A 20,531-nucleotide genomic window follows, 5' to 3' on the forward strand; every position below is an offset into this window, starting at 1 on the left:
TCGCAGTGCTGGTGGGGATTTCCCTGGTCGTACACACCATGATGCAGGAAGGTCCGACCATTACAGTCACGTTCAAAACCGGCAGCGGCCTGACGGCCAACAAGACCGAGGTCAAATACCGCAACGTGGTGATCGGCCATGTCTCGGACGTGGCGCTGAGCAACGATCAGAAGAGCGTCAACGCCACCATCAAACTGTCCAGGCAGGCGGAAAGTTTCACCCGCGAAGACTCGCAATTCTGGGTTGTGCGTCCGCGTATTGGCGCTGGCGGGGTGTCGGGGATCGATACCCTGCTATCCGGGGACTACATTGGCGCCGACATCGGCCAGGCCAATGCTCGTGCAAAAAACTTTATCGGCCTGGAGAACCCGCCGCCGATTACCTATGGCGAGCCGGGCAAGCGCTTCACCCTGCACACCCAGGACCTCGGTTCGCTGGACATTGGCTCTCCGGTTTACTACCGCAAGATTCCGGTGGGGCAAGTGGTGGCCTATGCCCTGGACGCCGACGGTAAAGGGGTCAACATCGAAGTGTTCATCCACGCGCCCAATGATGCCTACGTCACTGAAAACACCCGGTTCTGGAACGCCAGCGGGATCGACGTGAATGTCGGCGCCAACGGCTTTTCGGTGAAAACCGAATCGCTGTCATCCATCCTGGTGGGCGGCATCGCCTTCCGCGCTCCGGAATACAGCCCTAACGATCAACCGGCCGCCGAGGACAAAGCCTTCGACCTGTTCGAAGACCAGCTAACCGCCCTCGCCCCGCCCAGTGGCAAGGGGCAATTCTTGAGTTTGCGTTTCGATCAGGCTTTGCGCGGGCTCAGGGTCGGCGCGCCGGTGGAATTCCTTGGCATAGAGTTCGGCAGAGTCGTGTCGGTCAATCTGGATTTCGACGCGAAAAAGCGCAGTTTTCCGGTCAATGTCGGCGTCATGATCTACCCGCAACGCCTCGGCCAGGCCCACATCAAAATGCTCGAGGTCTTGAAGCATGACCCCAACGACGAAGCCGCGGGCGTGCGGCTGATGGGCTCCTTCATCGACAACGGTCTGCGGGCCCAGGCCCGGAGCGGCAACCTGTTGACCGGCCAGCTCTACATTGCGCTCGACTTCTACCCCAAAGCAGAGAAAGTGGTGTTCGATCCGACCGCCCGCCCAGTCTCTATCCCAACCGTTCCTGGCAGCCTCGAACAATTACAGGAAAAACTGGAGGGCATGGTCAACAAGATCAACCAACTGCCGATCGAGCGCATTGCCGGCAACCTGGACAGCAACCTCGTCGAACTGCGTAAAGGTCTGGCGCAATTCAACGCCAAGACCCTGCCCGGCGTGCAGACCACCCTGGCGGACGTCAGCAAGACCCTGCAATCGGCCAGTTCGACCTTGGCCGAAGACTCGCCGCAACGCGAACAATTAGGTCAGACCCTCGACGAACTCGGGCGCATGTCGCGCTCCTTGCGTGAACTCTCGGATTACCTGGGACGGCATCCGGAATCGCTGATTCGCGGTCGTCCCGACAATGCTGCGCCGATGGACCTGCAGGGGCCGCCGCGCAAATGACCACAGGAGCATCACTCATGGTTTATCCGCTGAAGATCAGCTTGGTCACTGCATTGTTGCTGCTCGCCGCTTGCCGCAGCGATCCGATTCAATTTCACACCCTGATTCCGGCTCAACCGGGCCTTGCGGCGAGGAGCAGCGGTGCGGAAATCCAGATTGAGGGAATCAGCGTACCGCCCCAGGTCGATCGTCCGCAGATCGTCATTCGCCAAGGCAACAGTGGCATGGCGATCCTCGAAACCGAGTGGTGGGCTGCGAGTCTGGTGGATGAATTGCGTAGCGCGCTGGTCGATCAAATGGTCAACGCCAATCCCCGGCATAACCTGTCGGTGCGAGTGGACGTGCAGCGCTTCGACTCGGTTCCCGGTCAATATGCTTTGATCGACGTCAAGTGGCGCCTGCGTAATCTGAGCGAAGGTGATGCTGCGCTGGTCACCTGCCGCAGCACCTTGCAGACGCCTTCAGGTGCTTCCATAGATGAACTGGTGGCAGCTCAACAAAACAACGTCAAACGCCTCGCCGCGCTTATCAGCCAGGCCGCTGGCGGAATACAAAAAGGGTGTCCATCGGCTTAATTAAGCCATAACGCGATCCGTAGCAGCTGGCGAAGCCTGCGTTCGGCTGCGTAGCAGTCGTCGAACCTGAGTTCGCGGTTTAACTGAATGACCGCAGTGTCTGATTTCACGACTGCTTCGTCCGAACGCGGCCCGAGCCGAACGCAGGCTTCGCCAGCTGCTACAAGTGATGCGTTGCTACTGAAATTTTGACGCTTTTTTCTCATTTGGCACTTTACATTTGCCGCGCCTTAAGCATGCAAATGATTCGTATTGATCTACACTGATCGACGACCCTTCCCCGTCGATTCTGCCAAGTCTGCGCGCACGATTTTTAAAACTGGAGCTGCCAACGCATGAATTCCCCTTTTCCTTCTTTCCTGAAAACAGCATTGCTGGCCACCGCGTTGCTGAGTGCCGGTCACCTGTATGCAGCGGATGCCGATGGCATCGTGGTCTACAACGCCCAGCACGAAAGCCTGACCAAATCCTGGATCGAGGGCTTTACCAAGGAAACCGGCATCAAGGTCACCGTGCGCAATGGCGACGACACCGAGATGGGCAATCAGATCGTGCAGGAAGGTGCCGCCTCCCCGGCCGACGTGTTCCTGACCGAAAACTCCCCGGCCATGGTGCTGGTCGACAACGCGGGGCTGTTTGCACCGGTTGCGCCGGCCACCCTGGAGCAGGTCGGCGATGCTTACCGCCCGGCCCATGGCAAATGGGTGGGGATCGCCGCGCGCTCCACGGTGTTTGTCTATAACCCGAGCAAACTGCCCGAAGCCGAGCTGCCCAAGTCATTGATGGACCTCGCCGCCCCGAGCTGGAAAGGTCGCTGGGGCGCTTCGCCGGCCGGTGCCGACTTCCAGGCCATCGTCGCCGCCGTGCTGGAGCTCAAGGGTGAAGCCGCCACCCTGGAGTGGTTGAAAGGGATGAAAACCAACTTTACCGCGTATCGGGGCAACAGCGCCGTGCTCAAAGCGGTCAACGCCGGACAGATCGACAGCGGCGTGATCTACCACTATTACAGCTTCGGCGACCAGGCCAAGACCGGTGAAAACAGCAAAAACACCGCCCTGCACTACTTCAAACACAAGGATCCGGGCGCGTTTGTCAGCGTCTCCGGTGGCGGCGTTCTGGCGTCCAGCAAACACAAGGAACAAGCCCAGGCGTTCCTCAAATGGATTACCGGCAAAGATGGCCAGGCCATCCTCAAAACCGGCAAATCGTTCGAATACGCCGTGGGCAAGAACGCTGAATCCAATCCAAAACTGGTGCCTTTGCAGCAACTCGACGCGCCGACAGTCGATGCTTCAAAACTCGACAGTAAAAAAGCCGTGGAGTTGATGACTCAGGCGGGACTGCTCTAATTGATGCCTGAAACTTTGCCAGCGGGTATCGCTGAGGCGATACCCGCGAATTTGCGACGACGATCCCGCGGCCTCTTCGCGGGGCGTGGTGGCGCGTGGGTGATCGGTTTGTCGGTGCTGGTTTCGCTGCTGTCGCTGCTGCCGATTGCCTTCGTCATCGGCGTATCGTTTCAGACAGGCTGGGCGACCCTTGTGCCGCTGGTGTTCCGGCCGCGGGTCGCTGAATTGTTGATCAACACCGTTTTACTGGTGGTGATCACGATTCCGTTGTGTGTCACGTTGGGCCTGTCTCTGGCCTGGTTGACAGAGCGCACCGACCTGCCGGGACGGCGTTGGTGGTCGTTGTTGGCGACCGCGCCGCTGGCAGTTCCGGCCTTCGTTCACAGCTATGCGTGGATCAGTCTGGTCCCGCCGATTCACGGGCTGTTTGCCGGGGTTCTGGTGTCGGTCATCGCCTACTTCCCGTTCCTCTACCTGCCGATTGCTGCGACCCTGCGCCGGCTCGATCCGGCCATCGAAGACGTTGCCGAATCGCTGGGGCTCAAGCCCTGGGCGATATTTTTCCGCGTGGTGCTGCCGCAACTGCGCCTGGCCATCTGCGGCGGCGCATTGCTGGTGGGCCTGCACCTGCTGGCGGAATATGGCCTGTACGCGATGATCCGCTTCGACACCTTCACCACGGCGATCTTCGATCAGTTCAAGTCCACCTTCAACGGCCCCGCCGCCCACATGTTGGCCAGCGTGCTCGCCCTGTGTTGCCTGGTGATGCTGACCGCAGAATCGGCCGCTCGCGGTACGGCGCGTTACGCCCGCGTCGGGTCGGGAAGCGCTCGCGAACAGCGGGTGGTGCGCCTGAAACCCGCAACCTCCCTCCTCGCGCTGACCGTACAGATCGTGACCTGTGCACTGGCATTGGGCGTGCCACTGGTGACCTTGGGTAACTGGCTGATAGCCGGCGGTACGCAGGTCTGGCAGATGGACGAACTTCTGCCGGCGCTGGAACAGACGTTGCTGTTCGGCGTTGCGGGTGCCGCCGTCACCACCTGCGCCGCCATTCCGATTGCCTGGCTGTCGATTCGCTCTCCGGGCCGGTTGCAACGTGTGCTGGAAAGCTGCAACTACATCACCAGTTCGTTGCCCGGGATCGTTGTGGCCCTGGCATTGGTGACCGTCACCATCCATTTCGCCCGGCCGATTTACCAGACGACTGTCACGGTGTTGCTGGCGTATCTGCTGATGTTTTTGCCCCGCGCCCTGGTGAGTTTGCGCGCCGGTATCGCGCAGGCACCGGTAGAGCTGGAACATATGGCCCGCAGCCTCGGCCGCTCGCCCGCCCGGGCATTGTGGCTGATCACCCTGCGCCTGGCCGCGCCCGGCGCTGCCGCTGGCGCCGCGCTGGTATTTTTGGCGATCACCAATGAGTTGACCGCTACCCTGCTGCTCGCCCCCAACGGCACGCGCACCCTGGCCACCGGATTCTGGGCCATGACCAGCGAAATCGATTACGCCGCCGCGGCGCCCTACGCCCTGCTGATGATCCTGCTGTCGCTTCCGTTGACCGGACTTCTTTATCACCAATCCAAACGAACGGCTGGCCGATGAACGCTCTTGAACTCCATTCCATTTCCAAGTCCTACGGCTCCCACCAAGCGCTGGAGAGCATCAACCTGTCGGTGCCAACGGGCAGCCGAACGGTCATCGTCGGCCCGTCCGGCTCAGGAAAAACCACGCTGTTGCGGATGATCGCCGGCTTCGAATTCCCGGATACGGGCCGTCTTTCACTCAATGGACAAACGCTCGTCGACAACACCCACGAAGTCCCGGCGCATCAGCGTTTGATTGGCTATGTTCCCCAGGACGGCGCCCTGTTCCCGCACATGACCGTGGCCGCGAACATCGGTTTCGGGCTTTCGATCAAGGGCTGTGCAAAACAGGAGCGAGTCGCAGAGTTGATGGACAGCGTGGCGCTGGATGCAAACATGGCCAACCGTTGGCCCCATGAACTCTCCGGCGGCCAGCAACAACGCGTGGCACTGGCGCGGGCGTTGGCGCAACAGCCGCGTTTGATGTTGCTGGACGAGCCGTTTTCGGCCCTCGACACCGGACTTCGAGGCGCCATGCGCAAAATGGTCGCACGGCTGCTGACAGACGCCGGCGTGACCACCATTCTGGTCACCCATGACCAGAGTGAAGCCTTGTCGTTTGCCGATCAACTCGCGGTGATGCGTGACGGTCGGCTGGTGCAGTCAGGCCATCCGCTGGACCTTTACCGCTACCCCGAGGATGAACAAACCGCACTGTTTCTGGGGGATGCCGTGGTCTTGCCCGCCAGAATCGAAGCCGGCTGGGCCCATTGCGAACTCGGTCGGATACCGGTGAACAACCACCGGAACAACAAATCGGCGCAGATCATGCTGCGTCCCGAGCAACTGCAACTCGTCAGCATCCAGCCCAGCCCGACCAAGGCTTCCGGGTGCCGCGCCGTCGTGACCGAGCGGGATTTCAGCGGCAATACCTGCACGTTGACGGTGGAGTTGGAAACGTTGGCTTCCGGGCAACAGCCTGGTCGATCATTAATGGTGCGCAGTTCGGGCCTGTATGCGCCACCCGCCGGCAGTGCGGTTCACGTCTCGACGATCGGCCATGCCCACGTACTGAGCGAATCTTGAACCCCGCCCATCAAAGATCGAACCGGTCCACGGCCCGACGCCGCTCGTTGTCATCGCGCACATCGTAGTTGGCTGTCGTCTGGATGTTGCTGTGATGGGCGAGTTTCTGGGCGATCGACAAGTCATACTCCTCAATCACTCGGGTAATGAACGAACGTCGAAAGTCATGCGGCATGATTTTCACCCCGACCTGCGCACCCCGCTGTCGGGCGATGTAGTAGATCGCATGCTTGGTGATGCGCTCGCGGGTGATGTGGCTGCCGCGACGAATGCGGTTGAACAGGAACGGATCGTCCGTTTCGCCCTCCTTCAGTAGCGAGCGCCGCAGTTCCAGCCAGTCATTGAGTTTGGCGAACGCCCAGGCCGGTGCGTACTTGATCAATTGCTTGTTGCCCTTGGCGGTCACACGAAGGCTGCGCTCGGCGAAATCGACCTGGTTCAGGTCCAGGTTCACCGATTCCGATTTGCGCATGCCCGAGCCATACAAAATCCCGATGATCGCCGCATCCCTCAACCCTTGTGGCCGTGGATCGGCAGCGCAGACCGCCATCAACTCCTGGATCAGCGTACGCCTGAGGTTGCGCCCCTGGGACAATCGCGTGCCGGAAATCCCCTTGACCGAGCGCATTTTCAGCAAGTGTTCCTGACTGATCAGGCTCATGCGCCACGCTTCATTCATCACCCCGCGCACCGCGTTGACGTACAGCGAAGAGGTGTTCGGCGCGTAGCCGTCCGTGCGCAAGGTGGCCACCAGCGCGATGACATCTTCCGGTTGCAGGTTGTGCCAGGGAATCTCCTCGACGTTCATGTCTTCAAAGCCCAACCGGTCAGCGGCGTCCTGCAACACATAACGCATGGTCAGTTGGCTGGAGGGCGCCAGACGTGCCAGGTACAGGGTCAGCGGATTGGTCTTTGAGGGAATTGAGTCGGTAGCGGGTAAGTCAATCAAACGAAACGGCCTTAAGTGGAAACAGTTCATTAAACAACTAAGGATTGAAACATCCTTCCTATAAAGCGGAACACTTCGGTAGGACTTTCTACTAAAAAACTCGATGAACGGCAGAAGTCTGAACAGGGGCTCTATGACTTTCAGAATAAACAGAGGTGTTGGGCCTGGCGCCTGAAACGCCCGGACGTGACGTTATACAACACGATAGGCGAATTGAAATATGGCCTTGCCTATTCTGATGGCGCACGGCAGCAAGTCGATCCGCACTCAGGAGTGCCCCATGAAAATCAGTGTATTTGGTAGCGGTTACGTTGGCCTGGTGCAAGCGGCTGTCCTGGCTGAAGTCGGCCACGACGTGGTCTGCATGGACATTGACGAGAAGAAAGTCGAACTGCTGCAACAAGGCCACGTGAGTATTTTCGAACCGGGGCTGGCCAGCCTGGTGCGCGAAAGTCTGGAAGCCAAGCGGCTGCAATTCACCACGGACGAGAAGCTCGCGGTGCAGCACGGGCAAGTGCTGTTCATCGCGGTGGGAACCCCGTCCCGGGACGATGGCTCGGCTGACTTGCGTTATGTGCTGTCGGTGGGAGAAGCCGTGGCGCGTCATCGTGAACAACCGGTGATTCTGGTGGAGAAATCCACGGTGCCGGTGGGCACGGGTGACACCTTGCGCGCGCACATCGACAAGTGCCTGATCAAGGTCGGCCGCTTGCTGCAGTTCGATATCGTCTCCAACCCGGAATTTTTGAAAGAAGGCTCGGCCGTGGCTGATTGCCGGCGCCCGGACCGGATCATCATCGGCTGCGAACGCGAAGATGTACGTGACGTGATGCGCGACCTTTACGCGCCCTTCAACCGCAACCATGAACGGATCATGTTCATGGACCTGCGCAGCGCCGAGCTGACCAAGTACGCCGCCAACTGCATGCTGGCGACCAAGATCAGCTTCATTAATCAGATCGCCGAACTGGCCGAACACCTGGGCGCCGACATCGAATCGGTGCGCCTGGGCATCGGCGCCGATTCGCGCATTGGTTACCACTTCATCTACCCCGGTTGCGGTTATGGCGGTTCGTGCTTTCCCAAAGACATGCGCGCGCTGATCCACAGCGCCGAAGAGGCTCATTGTTCCAGCGATCTGCTGCAAGCGGTGGAAGCGATCAACCAGCGTCAGAAGCACAAGCTGTTCGAGCGCATCAACGCGTTCTACAAGGGCGATTTGCGCGGCAGGACCTTTGCCGTGTGGGGGCTGGCGTTCAAACCGAACACCGACGACATGCGCGATGCACCTAGCCGGGTGCTGCTGGAGTCGCTGTGGGCCGCCGGGGCCAATGTCCGCGCGTTCGACCCGGAAGCCATGCAGGAAACCCAGCAGCTGTATCCCGATGAATCGAGGTTGATGTTGATGGGCACGCCGGAATCGGTATTGTCCGGCGCTGACGCGTTGATCATCTGCACCGAATGGCAGCAGTTCAAGGCCCCGGATTTCAGCCTGATCCAGCAGCGGCTCAATGCACCGCTGATCTTCGACGGACGCAACCTGTACGACGCCGATCGCCTGGCCCGCGCCGGTTTCATGTACTTCCCGATGGGCCGTGGTGAGTCTCGCAACTTGCCGATTCCGCATCAGCAATGGCCAGTGGCTTCGGTTGTTGCTTGATTTGCGCTTTGGTCGTTTTACATTCTGGTGTTCGAACCGGTTGAGCGTCGGCACTACGACACTCAGTCTTTCAGCCGCGCAGCGTTGCACGGGTGCAGAAAGAGCCAACGCCACTGGTGCTGCATGGCATGAAAAAGTGACTACCACACCCTGCAGGGCACGCTTTTGGGAGCGTTGCCGCCCGTGTTTGTTGAGCGGGCGCTTCGACAAAAACGATTACGTGTTGCTGCATTCCACTCTGTAGCGCGTTACGCCCGCAGGTTCGCTCTCGTCCTACTGGATACCCGGAAACGCCCTACATATACCCGAAGGCGTTTTCAATAAGGTGCCCCATCGACAAAAGGAGCGGCACCTACATGGCTAATCACGGCTATATGACCATCACAGGAAAGACTCAAGGACTGATATCGGCGGTTGTTCAACTCAAGATTCAATCGGCAATAATTGTCAAACAGCGCATACCGATGAAATCATGGTGCTGTCTTACAGTCCCAACATGTCCAATATAGGAAACATTAATAAGCCTACGCACCGCCCGCTCGTTATCACAAAAAATGTCGACAAGTCATCTCCTTTACTCGCGCAAGCGCTTTCAAGCAGAGAGGAAATTTGCTGTGCGATAAGTTTCTACCGAATTTCTTCGTATGGTCTTCAGGAGAAATTCTTCAGTATTGAAATTGAAGGCGGCATTATTGCCGACCTGACACTTGATATGCCCCATGTGGTTTTACAGAACGACTCCGAACCCCAAGAGCACGTTGCTATTCGTTATCGAGAGATCACATGGAGGCACCATCTGGCAGGAACCAGCGGATACGCTTCATGGGGAAATAACGAATGGGACAATTAAAGAATCGCTGCGAGTCAAGTAGTTGTGATTGTTGGGCAGTCAGTAAGGCGGCGGGCAATTTGACCAATCAGGCCTGCACGCTGGCTTCTCGACACATAAAAGATGGCACGTTGCGTTTACAGTTCAATCGCGAAGTTTCTTATTACGCGAGAGGTATTGTTAATAATGTAGCACAGGGGCGAAAAAGTGCTGATCAGGGTTTGAAGGAGATAAATAGCGAACAGAGTAGTTTGCTGGGCCAGTCGTGGGAAGTTGTCAAAAAAGGCGCGGGAGTGTTCGTTGGGGGGATGCAAACGTTGGCAGGTGCGGGGATTTGCTATGGCTCGGCAGGGACATTATGCATTTTTGCGGGTGGGCCAATGATGCTCCATGGTGTGAATAATATTTATGAGAACGGGCGCAACTTACTAGAAGGCCGTAATGATACGGAAGGGCCGACCCGCAAGGTTTATCAAGCGATAGCTAAGGGATTCGGCCAATCTGAGAGGGAGGGCAACATTGCGTATGGCTCATTAGATCTTGCGATGTCTGCGCATGGTCTTAACCGACTCGTTCTAAAGCCGGATGCTTGGCGCTTGTTTAGATATGTCAGGACGGATTATGTGCGCGCATACAAGACTATGACTCCTCAAACGCTGATCTTGGAAGGACAAGCCATTCTCCAGACAGGAAAGCAAGTGCATGAGGAGATGGAAAAGTGATCGTTTGGATTTTTTGATAGCGCTCCGCGCTGTTGGGATGGCCTACTATCTAGAAATTTGGACGGTTATATGTTTGCTCTCGAAAAAATAGTTTCTGCTGCGAGGATGTATATTTTTATCATTGCCTGCTCCTGCTTTCATACAATCTGGATATCTCTTTTGGTTATTGAATTTTTTGAGTTGGATTTCCTCGCGGCTAGAACAGTGGGTGTTATTTGCTTTGTGACTGTGTCTGGATATGCTTTGAAAGTCATGCCAAAAGAGCTACGAAAACTTGAAGGAAAATAAAAATTTTTCTCCATACGGCCTTTCAACCCAATGCCCTCAAATCAACCTTCAACGCCTGGGCAAACGCCTTCACCAGTGGGCTGCGCACGGTGTTGCGGCGAAGGATCAGATTGAACAGGGTGACGATGTGGATCAAGTCCGGACGCACCGCGCGAAATTGTCCCTGAGCCACCATCGACGCGGCGTAATGTTGCGGCAGGAAGCCCACGAAACGCCCGGTCTTGATCAACAGTGCCACCGCTTCGACCTGAGTGGCCGAGGCAGAAAAGCTGTCGTAGTGGGCGAAATTCAGTTTGTCGCGATGAATCGCGTAGCGGTGGTTGATGCACTCGTAATCCTTGAGCACGTCGCCGCCAATTTCTGCGTCCGGCACGGCCCGGTCGGTGCAGGGTCATTGCCGGTTGGAGGCTTATGGCGATGAACAACGGGGTGATCCGCGGATTGCTCACTGGATGTCGCGCATCCGTCTTGAAGTGGATCGGCAACTGTCAGAGGATGGCGAGCCCATCATCAACGTGGGAACGATCAGTCAGAGATCATTAAATAAGGACATTTGCACCAGCGTGGCTACTTACTCACTCGTTATCCGCCGGTTGATGATCGTTTCGCTGACCATCGTCGTCAGCCGCGCCATCACCAGCCCGCTGCTCACGTTGTTCCTGAGCAATAAACTCGGCCTTAACCAACAGGATGTTGGCTTGCTGCTGGGCATCGCGGTGTTTATCGCCACCCTGCTCGCGCTCTACGGCGTTTACATCATCGACCGCCTGGAAAAGCGCCGGCTGCTAATCCTGGCGATGCTCTCCAGCGCCATCGGCTTCGTGCTGCTGACCTACGCCGAAAACCTTTACCTGACCACCGCCACCCTGGTGATCACCGAAACCGCCTCGGCGCTGTTCCTGATCGGCTCGAAGGCGATCCTCAGCGAAAAACTGCCAATGGGCCAGCGCGCCAAGGCGTTTTCCCTGCGCTACACCTTGACCAACATTGGCTACGCCACCGGCCCGATGTTGGGCGTGGTGATTGCCGGCGTGTATCCGATTGCACCGTTCCTGATCGCTGGTGGCATCGCGTTCTTCAGTATTTTCTTGATGATCGGGATACCAAAGGACTCGGCCCAAACACCCGCAATCGGCCAGCCCCAGAGTTTTCTCAAGACGCTGGTGACCCTGAAGAACGACCGCACGCTGATCATGTTCACCTGCGGCTGCCTGCTCAGTACCGTGGTCCACGGCCGTTTCACCCTATACCTGTCGCAATACCTGCTGGTGACCCACGACTCCAAACGGGCACTGGAAACCATGGCTGCCCTGCTCGCCTGCAACGCCATTAGCGTGATCCTGCTGCAATACCAGATCGGCCGTTTCCTCAAACGCGAACAATTGCGTTACTGGATCGCGGGCGGTACCAGCCTGTTCATCGTCGGGTTGATCGGTTTCAGCCTGGCCGACAGCCTTGTGAGTTGGTGCGTGGCAATGTTCATCTTCACCCTCGGTGAAATGATCATTTACCCCGCCGAATTCCTCTTCGTCGACACCCTGGCGCCGGAAGCGCTGCGCGGCAGCTATTACGGCGCGCAAAACCTCGCGGCCCTCGGCGGTGCCCTGAGCCCAGTGATTTGCGGTTACCTGCTGATGCACACCCCCGCGCCAACGATGTTTTATGCCCTGAGCGCGCTGACCGCCATGGGCGGTTTCCTGTGTTTCATGAGCGGTCGCCGGGTGGCATTACAGCAAAATTAATGCACTAAAACTGCATTAATATGAATTTGTCAGCATCAGGAATGAACGGCACACTGTGCCCGTTCCTCCCCCAATAGTTGGAACAACTTCAAGGGCTTTCTGGGTATCCCAGCTAAGCCTTTTTTTTGTCTCGGTTTTTTCAACGGATCGTCTGCCTCATGTTTGCTCGCTGGTTTCCCGCCGCCATCAATACTCGGCCCTCTGAATGGAGTCGTGCTGCCATTGGCATGTCCCTGGGCACGATGTTGAGTGTCTGGCTCTGTAGCCAGGTGTTTGGCATGCAAGTGGCGCAGCATCTGATCGGTCCGCTGGGCGCATCGGCGGTGTTGCTGTTCGCAGTGTCCTCCGGCGCCCTCGCCCAGCCTTGGTCGATTCTTGGCGGCTACCTCAGCGCCGGGGTGGTTTCACTGCTGGTCGCTCACGTGCTCGGACGAACCCTCGGCAGCGCTTGCCTGGCGGCCGGCATGGCGCTGATTCTGATGTGCTGGCTGCGTTGCCTGCATCCACCGGCCGGGGCCTTGGCGCTGCTGTTGGTGTTGGCAGACCCGGCAACCATTGCTCTGGACTGGAATGCCCTCGGCCCCGTGATGCTTGGCGCATCGACCATGCTGCTCAGCGCCCTGGCCTACAACAACCTGACGCGTATACGTTACCCAAGACGCGCCAGTGAACCGGTGGCCGTGGTGCCGGCGGGCCATCCACCGATAGACAGCCAGGCCATCACCGCCCAGGACCTGAAACGAGCGCTGGCGGACATGGAAGCGTTCATTGACGTGACCCCGGAAGACCTCGAACAGCTGATTCATGCCACCGAATTGCAGGCCAGACGCCGCAGCATTGGTGAAGTGCTGTCCCGGAGCGTTCAGTAGTCATTGCTTAAGGCAAAAATGCAGACCAAACCTGCATGGATCCCGGTTGTACATCACAAATTTGCACTGTTACGATCCAGCATCGCTCGCGCGCGAGCTTCTCTATAAAGAACAATAAAAGCAGGGAGTTAGTGATGACTGCTCAGGTTTCATCGAAGGGGACTTCGTCCATGGATGCCACGCAAAACGAAGTGCTGGCCGAGGTTCGCAACCACATCGGTCACCTGACCCTCAATCGCCCCGCCGGCCTCAACGCCATCACCCTGGACATGGTGCGCAACCTGCAGCGTCAGCTCGACGCCTGGGCGCTGGATCCGCTCGTACACGCGGTGGTCTTGCGCGGCGCTGGCGAGAAGGCTTTCTGTGCCGGCGGTGACATCCGTTCGCTGTACGACAGCTTCAAGAACGGCGACACGCTGCACGAAGATTTCTTCGTCGAGGAATACGCCCTCGACCTCGCGATTCACCATTACCGCAAACCGGTGCTCGCCTTGATGGACGGCTTTGTCCTGGGCGGCGGCATGGGCCTGGTGCAAGGCGCCGACCTGCGGGTGGTCACCGAGAAAAGCCGTCTGGCGATGCCGGAAGTGGCGATCGGTTATTTCCCGGATGTCGGTGGTAGCCATTTCCTGCCGCGCGTTCCCGGTGAACTGGGTATTTACCTCGGCGTCAGTGGCGCGCAAATCCGCGCGGCCGATGCGCTCTATTGCGGCCTGGCCGACTGGTACCTGGAAAGCGACAAGCTGGGCACTCTGGATGAGCAACTCGATCAGCTCGAATGGCACGAAACGCCGTTGAAGGACCTTCAAGGTCTGCTGGCGAAACTCGCCGTGCAGCAACTGCCGGCTGCACCACTAGCGGCGTTGCGCCCGGCCATCGATCACTTCTTCGCCCTGCCCGATGTGCCGAGTATTGTTGAGCAACTGCGTGAAGTAACGGTCGCCGACAGCCACGAGTGGGCCACGACCACCGCCGAGCTGCTGGAAAGCCGTTCACCGTTGGCCATGGGCGTGACCCTGGAAATGCTCCGTCGTGGTCGGCACTTGAGTCTGGAAGACTGCTTCGCCCTTGAGCTGCACCTGGACCGTCAGTGGTTCGAGCGCGGCGACCTGATCGAAGGCGTGCGCGCCTTGCTGATCGACAAAGACAAGAAACCGCGCTGGAACCCGCCGACCTTGCAGGCGCTGGACGCCGAGCACGTCGCGAGTTTCTTCACGGGTTTTGACCAAAGCGGGAGCTGAGCCATGCACGATATCGAATTGAGCGAAGAGCAAGTCATGATCCGCGACATGGCCCGGGACTTTGCCCGCGGCGAAATCGCGCCCCACGCACAAGCCTGGGAAAAGGCCGGCTGGATCGATGACGGCCTGGTGGCGAAGATGGGCGAACTGGGTCTGCTGGGCATGGTGGTGCCCGAGGAATGGGGCGGCACCTATGTCGACTACGTCGCCTACGCCTTGGCCGTGGAAGAGATTTCGGCCGGTGACGGCGCCACTGGCGCACTGATGAGCATTCACAACTCCGTGGGCTGCGGTCCGGTCCTCAACTACGGCACTGAAGAACAAAAACAGACCTGGCTGCCGGATCTGGCCAGCGGTCAGGCCATCGGCTGCTTCTGCCTGACCGAACCCCAGGCCGGCTCCGAAGCCCACAACCTGCGCACACGCGCCGAACTGCGCGATGGCCAGTGGGTGATCAACGGCGCCAAGCAATTCGTCAGCAATGGCAAACGGGCGAAACTGGCCATCGTGTTCGCGGTGACCGATCCGGACCTGGGCAAACGCGGCATCTCCGCGTTCCTGGTGCCGACCGATACCGCGGGGTTCATCGTTGATCGCACCGAACACAAAATGGGTATTCGCGCGTCCGATACCTGCGCGGTGACCCTGAGCAACTGCACGATCCCTGAAGCCAACCTGCTGGGTGAGCGCGGCAAAGGACTGGCGATTGCCCTGTCGAACCTCGAAGGCGGCCGCATCGGCATCGCGGCGCAGGCGTTAGGCATTGCCCGCGCAGCATTTGAAGCGGCGCTGGCCTACTCGCGGGATCGGGTGCAGTTCGACAAACCGATCATCGAGCACCAGAGCATCGCCAACATGCTGGCCGACATGCACACCCGGTTGAACGCGGCACGACTGCTGATCCTGCATGCTGCGCGGTTGCGCAGTGCTGGCAAGCCGTGTCTGTCGGAGGCTTCACAGGCGAAGCTGTTTGCATCCGAGATGGCCGAGAAAGTGTGTTCGTCGGCGATGCAGATTCATGGCGGGTATGGGTATCTGGAGGATTACCCAGTGGAGCGTTACTACCGGGATGCGCGGATTACGCAGATTTATGAAGGGTCGAGCGAGATACAGCGGATGGTGATTGCTCGGGAACTGAAGCATTACATGGTGTGATGCCCCAAAAGCATCGTCGGATCGCCGCCCGGAGACAAGCTCGCTCCCACAGGGTTCTCTGGTATACACAAGATCTGTGAACACTGGAGATCCACTGTGGGAGCGAGCTTGCTCGCGATAGCGTCAGCGAAAACGCCGCATTACTTACCCTGGAACTCCGCTTCGCGCTTGGCAATAAACGCCGCCATCCCTTCCTTCTGATCCTGCGTCGCAAACGCCGCATGGAACACCCGACGCTCAAAGCGCACACCTTCCGACAGGCTCACTTCAAACGCGCGGTTGACGCTTTCCTTGACCATCATCGCAATCGGCAACGACTTCTTGGCAATCAGCGCCGCGACTTTCAACGCTTCTTCCAGCAACTCATCAGCCGGAACAATCCGCGCCACAATCCCGCAACGCTCCGCTTCCACCGCATCGATCAAGCGACCGCTGAGGCACATTTCCATTGCCTTGGCCTTGCCCACGGCGCGGGTCAGGCGCTGGGTGCCGCCCATGCCCGGCAGTACGCCGAGATTGATTTCCGGTTGACCGAACTTGGCGTTGTCGCCGGCCAGGATGAAGTCGCACATCAGCGCCAGTTCACATCCACCGCCCAAGGCGAAACCGTTGACGGCGGCAATGATCGGCTTGCGGCGGTTAGCCACGCGATCGCTGTCGCTGAACAGGTCGTCGAGGTAGATCTGCGGGTAGGTCAGCTCAGCCATTTCCTTGATGTCGGCGCCGGCCGCGAAGGCTTTTTTCGAACCGGTCAGCACGATGCAGCCAATGTTCGAATCGGCTTCCAGGCCATCAAGGGCGTGGTTCAGCTCGCTGACGATCTGCGCGTTCAACGCGTTCAGCGCTTGCGGACGGTTCAGGGTAATCAGGCCAACGCGACCGTGGGTTTCCAACAAAATCGTTTCGTAACTCATAACTAACTCCTGTTTTGCAAAAAGCTCGATCTCTGTAGCAGCTGTCGAGTGAAACGAGGCTGCGATCTGTTGATCTTGCTCGTTAAAACAACATCAAAAGATCGCAGCCTCGTTTCACTCGACAGCTGCTACAGGTTCTTTCAAAGATTGCGCGAAATGACCATGCGCTGAATATCGCTGGTGCCTTCGTAGATCTGGCAGACCCGCACGTCGCGGTAGATCCGTTCCAGCGGGAAATCGTTCAAGTAACCGTAACCACCGAGGGTTTGCAAGGCCGCGGAGCACACCTTCTCAGCCATTTCCGAGGCAAACAGCTTGGCCATGGACGCTTCGACCAAGGCCGGTTTACCGCTGTCTCTTAACGCCGCCGCGTAATGCACCATTTGCCGGGCGACGGCGATTTGGGTTGCCATGTCCGCCAGGCGGAACGCGACCGCTTGATGCTCGATGATCGGCTTGCCGAAGCTTTCACGCTCGCGGGCATAGTCGCGGGCTGCTTCGAACGCAGCACGGGCCATGCCCACCGATTGCGAAGCGATGCCGACACGGCCGCCTTCGAGGTTAGCCAGGGCGATTCGATAACCTTCGCCCTCCTCGCCCAAGCGGTTGGCCACCGGCACCTTCACGTCTTCGAACAGGATCTGGCAGGTGTCTGAGGCGTGCTGGCCGAGTTTGTCTTCGACCCGCGCGACTTTGTAGCCCGGCGAATCGGTCGGCACGATCAGCGCCGTGATGCCACGCTTGCCGGCACTCGGATCAGTCACGGCGAACACGATCACCACCCCGGCATTCTGCCCGGAGGTGATGAACTGCTTGCAGCCGTTCAACACGTAGTGATCGCCTTCCAGGCGCGCGCGAGTTTTCAGGCCGCTGGCGTCGGAGCCGGCCTGCGGTTCGGTGAGGGCAAAAGCCCCCAACATCAAGCCGCTGGCCAAAGGTTTGAGGAAGCGTTCTTTCTGGTCGTCGTTGCCGTACTTGAGAATCGGCACGCAACCCACCGAGTTGTGCACGCTCATGATGGTCGAGCAGGCGCCGTCGCCGGCCGCGATTTCTTCCAGGGCCATGGCGTAGGCCAGGTAACCGGTGTCGCAACCGCCCCACTCTTCCGGCACCAACATGCCGAAGAAGCCCAGTTCCGCCATCTCGCCGATGGCTTCCTTGGGGAAGCGATGCTCGCGGTCCCACTCGGCGGCGAACGGTTTCAGCCGTTCCTGGGCAAACTGCCGGGCCGCGTCGCTGATCTGAAGTTGTTCGTCATTGGGAATCATGCCAAATCCTTAAATGTAAATGCCCCGTAGGAGCTGGCGCAGCCTGCGATCTTTTGATCTTGATCTTAAAAAACAAGATCAAAAGATCGCAGCCTCGTTTCACTCGACAGCTCCTACAGAAACCGCTCGGGCGTTAGTACAAGCACTCAATCGCCATGGCCGTGGCTTCGCCGCCGCCGATGCAGATCGCTGCAACGCCGCGTTTCAGGCCTTTCTGGCGCAGGGCCGAGAGCAAGGTCACGAGGATCCGCGCACCAGACGCACCGATCGGGTGGCCGAGGGCGCAAGCGCCGCCGTGAACGTTGACCTTCTCGTGGGGGATTTCCAGTTTGGTCATGGTGACCAGACTGACCACGGCAAAGGCTTCGTTGACTTCGACCAGATCGACTTCGTCCAGCGACCAGCCGGTTTTTTTCATCAGCTTCTCGATCGCGCCCACCGGTGCCACCGGGAACAGGCCCGGGGTGTCGGCAAACGCCGCGTGACCGTGAATCACTGCCAGCGGTTTCAGGCCGCGCTTTTCAGCTTCGGAACGGCGCATCAACACCAGTGCCGCAGCGCCATCGGAGATCGAGCTGGAGTTCGCCGCCGTCACCGTGCCGCCGTCGCGGAACGCCGGTTTCAAGGAAGCGATCTTGTCCAGTTTGGCTTTCGGTGGTTGTTCGTCGTTGCTGATCAGCACCTGCTCTTTACCGACAGTCACGGTGACCGGCACGATCTCGTCTTTGAAGCTGCCGTCCTTGATCGCCTGCTGCGCGCGGGTGGTCGAGGCAATGGCAAACGCGTCCTGGGCTTCACGGGTGAAACCGTTGGTTTCCGCGCAATCCTCGGCGTAGGTGCCCATCAGGCGACCTTTGTCGTAGGCGTCTTCCAGGCCGTCGAGGAACATGTGATCAAGCACACGACCGTGGCCCATGCGGTAACCGCTGCGGGCTCGGTCCAGCAGATACGGCGCGTTGGACATGCTTTCCATACCGCCGGCGACAACTACGTCGGCGCTGCCGGCCAACAGCATGTCGTGGGCCAGAATGGCCGCTTCCATGCCCGAACCGCACATTTTGTTCAGGGTGGTGCAGCGGGTCGATTTATCCAGCCCGGCGCCCAGTGCGGCTTGACGCGCAGGGGCTTGGCCGAGGCCGGCGGACAGGACGCAACCGAACAGCACTTCTTCAACCGAGTCTGGCGCCACACCGGCGCGTTCAACGGCGGCGCGAATTGCGGCAGCACCGAGTTGCGGTGCAGTCAGGCTTTTCAGTTCGCCCTGGAAACCACCCATCGGGGTGCGGACGGCGCTGACGATAACAATGGGATCGTTGGAAATAGTCATGACAAATCCTCCTTATTTGGCGGCCATGCGCAAGGCACCGTCGAGACGGATCACCTCGCCATTGAGCATGCTGTTTTCAATGATATGCCTGACCAGCCCGGCATACTCGCCTGGTTTGCCCAAACGTGGTGGAAACGGGACGCCAGCGGCCAGCGACGCGCGGACCTCCGGGGTCATGCCGGCCATCATCGGGGTTTCGAAAATGCCCGGGGCGATGGTCATCACGCGGATGCCGAAGCGCGCCAGTTCACGGGCGGCGGGCAAGGTCAGGCTGACGATCGCGCCTTTGGAGGCAGCATACGCGGCCTGACCGATCTGGCCGTCGTACGCGGCAGCCGAGGCGGTATTGATAATCACGCCGCGCTCGCCGTCAGCATCTGCTTCGGTTTCGGCAATCGCCGCAGCGGCCAGGCGCAGCATGTTGAAACTGCCGATCAGGTTGACGTTGATCACCTGGCTGAAATTGGCCAACAGGTGTGGGCCGTTCTTGCCAAGGATCTTTTCACCGCGCACGATACCGGCGCAGTTGACCAGACCATTCAGGCCACCGAAGGCTTTGACCGTCGCCTGCACAGCGGCTTCCGCCGCGGCTTCGTTGCTGATGTCCGCCACCACGCTTTGCGCGCCGAGACGTTCAGCCTGGGCCGCAACGGCCTCGGCGTTCATGTCCACCAGCATGACTTTGGCGCCGGCCGCGACCAGCATTTCAGCGGTGGCCGCACCGAGGCCCGACGCACCGCCGGTGACGAGAAAAACCTTGTTTTCGATCTGCATCATTGTTTCCTTGGATTCAAGCTGAAACGTTCTTCGCGGCGGCCTCTTGAGCCTTGGCGATTTCCTGGTTGCGCAAGATAAAGCGCTGCAATTTGCCGCTAGGGGTTTTCGGCAATTCGCTGACAAATTCGATTTCACGGGGATACGAGTGCGCGGCCAGTCGTTTGCGCACGTGTTGGCGCAATTCTTCGGCCAGTTCCGGTGCAGCGCGGTATTGCGCACTGAGCACGACAAAGGCTTTGACCAGTTCGGTCCGTTCCGGATCGGGCTTGCCGACCACGGCCGCTTCGACCACGGCTGGGTGTTCGATCAACGCGCTTTCCACGTCGAACGGACCGACGCGATAACCGGACGTGGTGATCACGTCGTCGCTGCGACCAACGAAACTGATGCTGCCATCCGGGTTCCACTCGACGGTGTCGCCGCTCAGGTAATAGTTGCCGACGAAGGCCTTGGTCGGTGCGCCTTCGTAACCGGCGAACCAGCACATCGGCGACTGGGTGCGGTCGATGGCCAGAATGCCCGGCTGACCGACGCCGAGTTCTTTGTACTCGTCATCCAGCACCACGATGCGGTGGCCGGGCGAAGCGAAACCGGCGGCACCCATGTGGATCGGATGCTCCAGGCCATGGTGATTGCAC

18 protein-coding genes and 4 pseudogenes are annotated in these 20,531 nt (G+C 59.0%); 15 read left to right on the forward strand and 7 right to left on the reverse strand.

All coding sequences use genetic code 11. The features are described 5' to 3' along the window. The 5 genes from WLY71_RS22410 to WLY71_RS22430 all read left to right on the forward strand — a co-directional run. A partial coding sequence (locus WLY71_RS22410; RefSeq protein WP_347805281.1) for a PqiB family protein occupies nucleotides 1-1,559 on the forward strand: 1,559 nt, incomplete at its 5' end. 17 nt (nucleotides 1,560-1,576) lie between these two features. Next, the gene (locus WLY71_RS22415) at nucleotides 1,577-2,134 is read left to right on the forward strand and encodes a PqiC family protein (protein WP_347805282.1); all 558 of its coding nucleotides are present in this window, start codon (nucleotides 1,577-1,579) and stop codon (nucleotides 2,132-2,134) included. A 335-nt stretch (nucleotides 2,135-2,469) separates the two neighbouring features. Next, nucleotides 2,470-3,483, forward strand: coding sequence for an iron ABC transporter substrate-binding protein (locus tag WLY71_RS22420; RefSeq protein WP_347805283.1), 1,014 nt, complete (start codon nucleotides 2,470-2,472; stop codon nucleotides 3,481-3,483). Nucleotides 3,484-3,486: 3 nt separating this feature from the next. Further along, nucleotides 3,487-5,085: an ABC transporter permease gene (locus WLY71_RS22425; protein ID WP_347805284.1), complete on the forward strand. Its 1,599-nt coding sequence runs from the start codon at nucleotides 3,487-3,489 to the stop codon at nucleotides 5,083-5,085. Then, the gene (locus WLY71_RS22430) at nucleotides 5,082-6,152 is read left to right on the forward strand and encodes an ABC transporter ATP-binding protein (protein ID WP_347805285.1); all 1,071 of its coding nucleotides are present in this window, start codon (nucleotides 5,082-5,084) and stop codon (nucleotides 6,150-6,152) included. Before WLY71_RS22425 ends, WLY71_RS22430 begins: the two co-directional genes overlap by 4 nt. A gap of 10 nt (nucleotides 6,153-6,162) precedes the next feature. On the opposite strand, the gene WLY71_RS22435 is transcribed toward WLY71_RS22430, so the two are convergent. Continuing rightward, entirely contained in the window at nucleotides 6,163-7,101 is a 939-nt protein-coding gene (locus WLY71_RS22435) for a site-specific integrase (RefSeq protein ID WP_425589951.1), read from the reverse strand. Between the two features lie 162 nt (nucleotides 7,102-7,263). Here WLY71_RS22435 and WLY71_RS31450 point away from each other — a divergent pair. From WLY71_RS31450 to WLY71_RS22460, 6 genes and pseudogenes are all read left to right on the forward strand, one after another. Beyond that, nucleotides 7,264-7,365: pseudogene (locus WLY71_RS31450) on the forward strand (hypothetical protein); the annotation flags it as partial. A 16-nt stretch (nucleotides 7,366-7,381) separates the two neighbouring features. Beyond that, the gene (locus tag WLY71_RS22440) at nucleotides 7,382-8,761 is read left to right on the forward strand and encodes a UDP-glucose dehydrogenase family protein (RefSeq protein WP_347805286.1); all 1,380 of its coding nucleotides are present in this window, start codon (nucleotides 7,382-7,384) and stop codon (nucleotides 8,759-8,761) included. Between the two features lie 3 nt (nucleotides 8,762-8,764). After that, a pseudogene (locus WLY71_RS22445) lies at nucleotides 8,765-9,005 on the forward strand (glycosyltransferase); the annotation flags it as partial. Nucleotides 9,006-9,117: 112 nt separating this feature from the next. Then, nucleotides 9,118-9,611: pseudogene (locus WLY71_RS22450) on the forward strand (Hcp family type VI secretion system effector). Beyond that, nucleotides 9,599-10,312 (forward strand): DUF4225 domain-containing protein, encoded by a 714-nt coding sequence (locus tag WLY71_RS22455; RefSeq protein WP_347805287.1) that lies wholly within the window; start codon nucleotides 9,599-9,601, stop codon nucleotides 10,310-10,312. The pseudogene WLY71_RS22450 and the gene WLY71_RS22455 overlap by 13 nt, the downstream one beginning before the upstream one ends. 69 nt (nucleotides 10,313-10,381) lie before the next feature. Beyond that, nucleotides 10,382-10,600, forward strand: a complete 219-nt coding sequence (locus tag WLY71_RS22460) for a hypothetical protein (RefSeq protein ID WP_347805288.1) — start codon at nucleotides 10,382-10,384, stop codon at nucleotides 10,598-10,600. Nucleotides 10,601-10,622: 22 nt separating this feature from the next. Here the strand turns inward: WLY71_RS22460 and WLY71_RS22465 are convergent. Next, nucleotides 10,623-10,967 (reverse strand): annotated as a pseudogene (locus WLY71_RS22465) (LysR substrate-binding domain-containing protein); the annotation flags it as partial. 196 nt (nucleotides 10,968-11,163) lie between these two features. On the opposite strand from WLY71_RS22465, the gene WLY71_RS22470 reads away from it, so the two are divergent. The 4 genes from WLY71_RS22470 to WLY71_RS22485 all read left to right on the forward strand — a co-directional run bounded on the left by WLY71_RS22470 (nucleotide 11,164) and on the right by WLY71_RS22485 (nucleotide 15,607). Continuing rightward, the gene (locus WLY71_RS22470; protein WP_347805289.1) at nucleotides 11,164-12,342 is read left to right on the forward strand and encodes an MFS transporter; all 1,179 of its coding nucleotides are present in this window, start codon (nucleotides 11,164-11,166) and stop codon (nucleotides 12,340-12,342) included. A 158-nt stretch (nucleotides 12,343-12,500) separates the two neighbouring features. After that, nucleotides 12,501-13,211 (forward strand): HPP family protein, encoded by a 711-nt coding sequence (locus tag WLY71_RS22475; RefSeq protein ID WP_347805290.1) that lies wholly within the window; start codon nucleotides 12,501-12,503, stop codon nucleotides 13,209-13,211. 134 nt (nucleotides 13,212-13,345) lie between these two features. Continuing rightward, nucleotides 13,346-14,452, forward strand: coding sequence for an enoyl-CoA hydratase/isomerase family protein (locus WLY71_RS22480; protein WP_347805291.1), 1,107 nt, complete (start codon nucleotides 13,346-13,348; stop codon nucleotides 14,450-14,452). Between the two features lie 3 nt (nucleotides 14,453-14,455). Then, entirely contained in the window at nucleotides 14,456-15,607 is a 1,152-nt protein-coding gene (locus WLY71_RS22485) for an acyl-CoA dehydrogenase family protein (RefSeq protein ID WP_347805292.1), read from the forward strand. A 140-nt stretch (nucleotides 15,608-15,747) separates the two neighbouring features. Here the strand turns inward: WLY71_RS22485 and WLY71_RS22490 are convergent, their stop codons facing one another. The 5 genes from WLY71_RS22490 to WLY71_RS22510 all read right to left on the reverse strand — a co-directional run. Continuing rightward, nucleotides 15,748-16,521, reverse strand: coding sequence for an enoyl-CoA hydratase (locus WLY71_RS22490; protein WP_285434195.1), 774 nt, complete (start codon nucleotides 16,519-16,521; stop codon nucleotides 15,748-15,750). 140 nt (nucleotides 16,522-16,661) lie between these two features. Next, nucleotides 16,662-17,789 carry an acyl-CoA dehydrogenase gene (locus WLY71_RS22495; protein WP_347805293.1) on the reverse strand — a complete coding sequence of 376 codons (1,128 nt, stop codon included), beginning with the start codon at nucleotides 17,787-17,789 and terminating at the stop codon, nucleotides 16,662-16,664. Between the two features lie 133 nt (nucleotides 17,790-17,922). Then, on the reverse strand, nucleotides 17,923-19,116 hold the full coding sequence (locus WLY71_RS22500) for an acetyl-CoA C-acyltransferase (protein ID WP_347805294.1): 1,194 nt from the start codon (nucleotides 19,114-19,116) through the stop codon (nucleotides 17,923-17,925). Nucleotides 19,117-19,128: 12 nt separating this feature from the next. Next, nucleotides 19,129-19,890 carry an SDR family NAD(P)-dependent oxidoreductase gene (locus WLY71_RS22505; protein ID WP_140678923.1) on the reverse strand — a complete coding sequence of 254 codons (762 nt, stop codon included), beginning with the start codon at nucleotides 19,888-19,890 and terminating at the stop codon, nucleotides 19,129-19,131. Between the two features lie 16 nt (nucleotides 19,891-19,906). Next, nucleotides 19,907-20,531, reverse strand: a 625-nt coding sequence (locus WLY71_RS22510; protein WP_425589952.1) for an AMP-binding enzyme, incomplete at its 5' end; no start/stop codon positions are given.

The sequence above is a fragment of the Pseudomonas rossensis genome (genome assembly GCF_039888995.1).
Lineage (GTDB): Bacteria > Pseudomonadota > Gammaproteobacteria > Pseudomonadales > Pseudomonadaceae > Aquipseudomonas > Aquipseudomonas rossensis.

What these genes read in the sequence shown, in the direction of transcription:
- WLY71_RS22415 (WP_347805282.1), top strand. Translation starts at nt 1,577, where the DNA reads ATGGTTTATCCGCTGAAGATCAGCTTGGTCACTGCATTGTTGCTGCTC.
- WLY71_RS22420 (WP_347805283.1), top strand. Translation starts at nt 2,470, where the DNA reads ATGAATTCCCCTTTTCCTTCTTTCCTGAAAACAGCATTGCTGGCCACC.
- WLY71_RS22425 (WP_347805284.1), top strand. Translation starts at nt 3,487, where the DNA reads ATGCCTGAAACTTTGCCAGCGGGTATCGCTGAGGCGATACCCGCGAAT.
- WLY71_RS22430 (WP_347805285.1), top strand. Translation starts at nt 5,082, where the DNA reads ATGAACGCTCTTGAACTCCATTCCATTTCCAAGTCCTACGGCTCCCAC.
- WLY71_RS22440 (WP_347805286.1), top strand. Translation starts at nt 7,382, where the DNA reads ATGAAAATCAGTGTATTTGGTAGCGGTTACGTTGGCCTGGTGCAAGCG.
- WLY71_RS22455 (WP_347805287.1), top strand. Translation starts at nt 9,599, where the DNA reads ATGGGACAATTAAAGAATCGCTGCGAGTCAAGTAGTTGTGATTGTTGG.
- WLY71_RS22460 (WP_347805288.1), top strand. Translation starts at nt 10,382, where the DNA reads ATGTTTGCTCTCGAAAAAATAGTTTCTGCTGCGAGGATGTATATTTTT.
- WLY71_RS22475 (WP_347805290.1), top strand. Translation starts at nt 12,501, where the DNA reads ATGTTTGCTCGCTGGTTTCCCGCCGCCATCAATACTCGGCCCTCTGAA.
- WLY71_RS22480 (WP_347805291.1), top strand. Translation starts at nt 13,346, where the DNA reads ATGACTGCTCAGGTTTCATCGAAGGGGACTTCGTCCATGGATGCCACG.
- WLY71_RS22485 (WP_347805292.1), top strand. Translation starts at nt 14,456, where the DNA reads ATGCACGATATCGAATTGAGCGAAGAGCAAGTCATGATCCGCGACATG.
- WLY71_RS22490 (WP_285434195.1), bottom strand. Translation starts at nt 16,521, where the DNA reads ATGAGTTACGAAACGATTTTGTTGGAAACCCACGGTCGCGTTGGCCTG.
- WLY71_RS22495 (WP_347805293.1), bottom strand. Translation starts at nt 17,789, where the DNA reads ATGATTCCCAATGACGAACAACTTCAGATCAGCGACGCGGCCCGGCAG.
- WLY71_RS22500 (WP_347805294.1), bottom strand. Translation starts at nt 19,116, where the DNA reads ATGACTATTTCCAACGATCCCATTGTTATCGTCAGCGCCGTCCGCACC.
- WLY71_RS22505 (WP_140678923.1), bottom strand. Translation starts at nt 19,890, where the DNA reads ATGCAGATCGAAAACAAGGTTTTTCTCGTCACCGGCGGTGCGTCGGGC.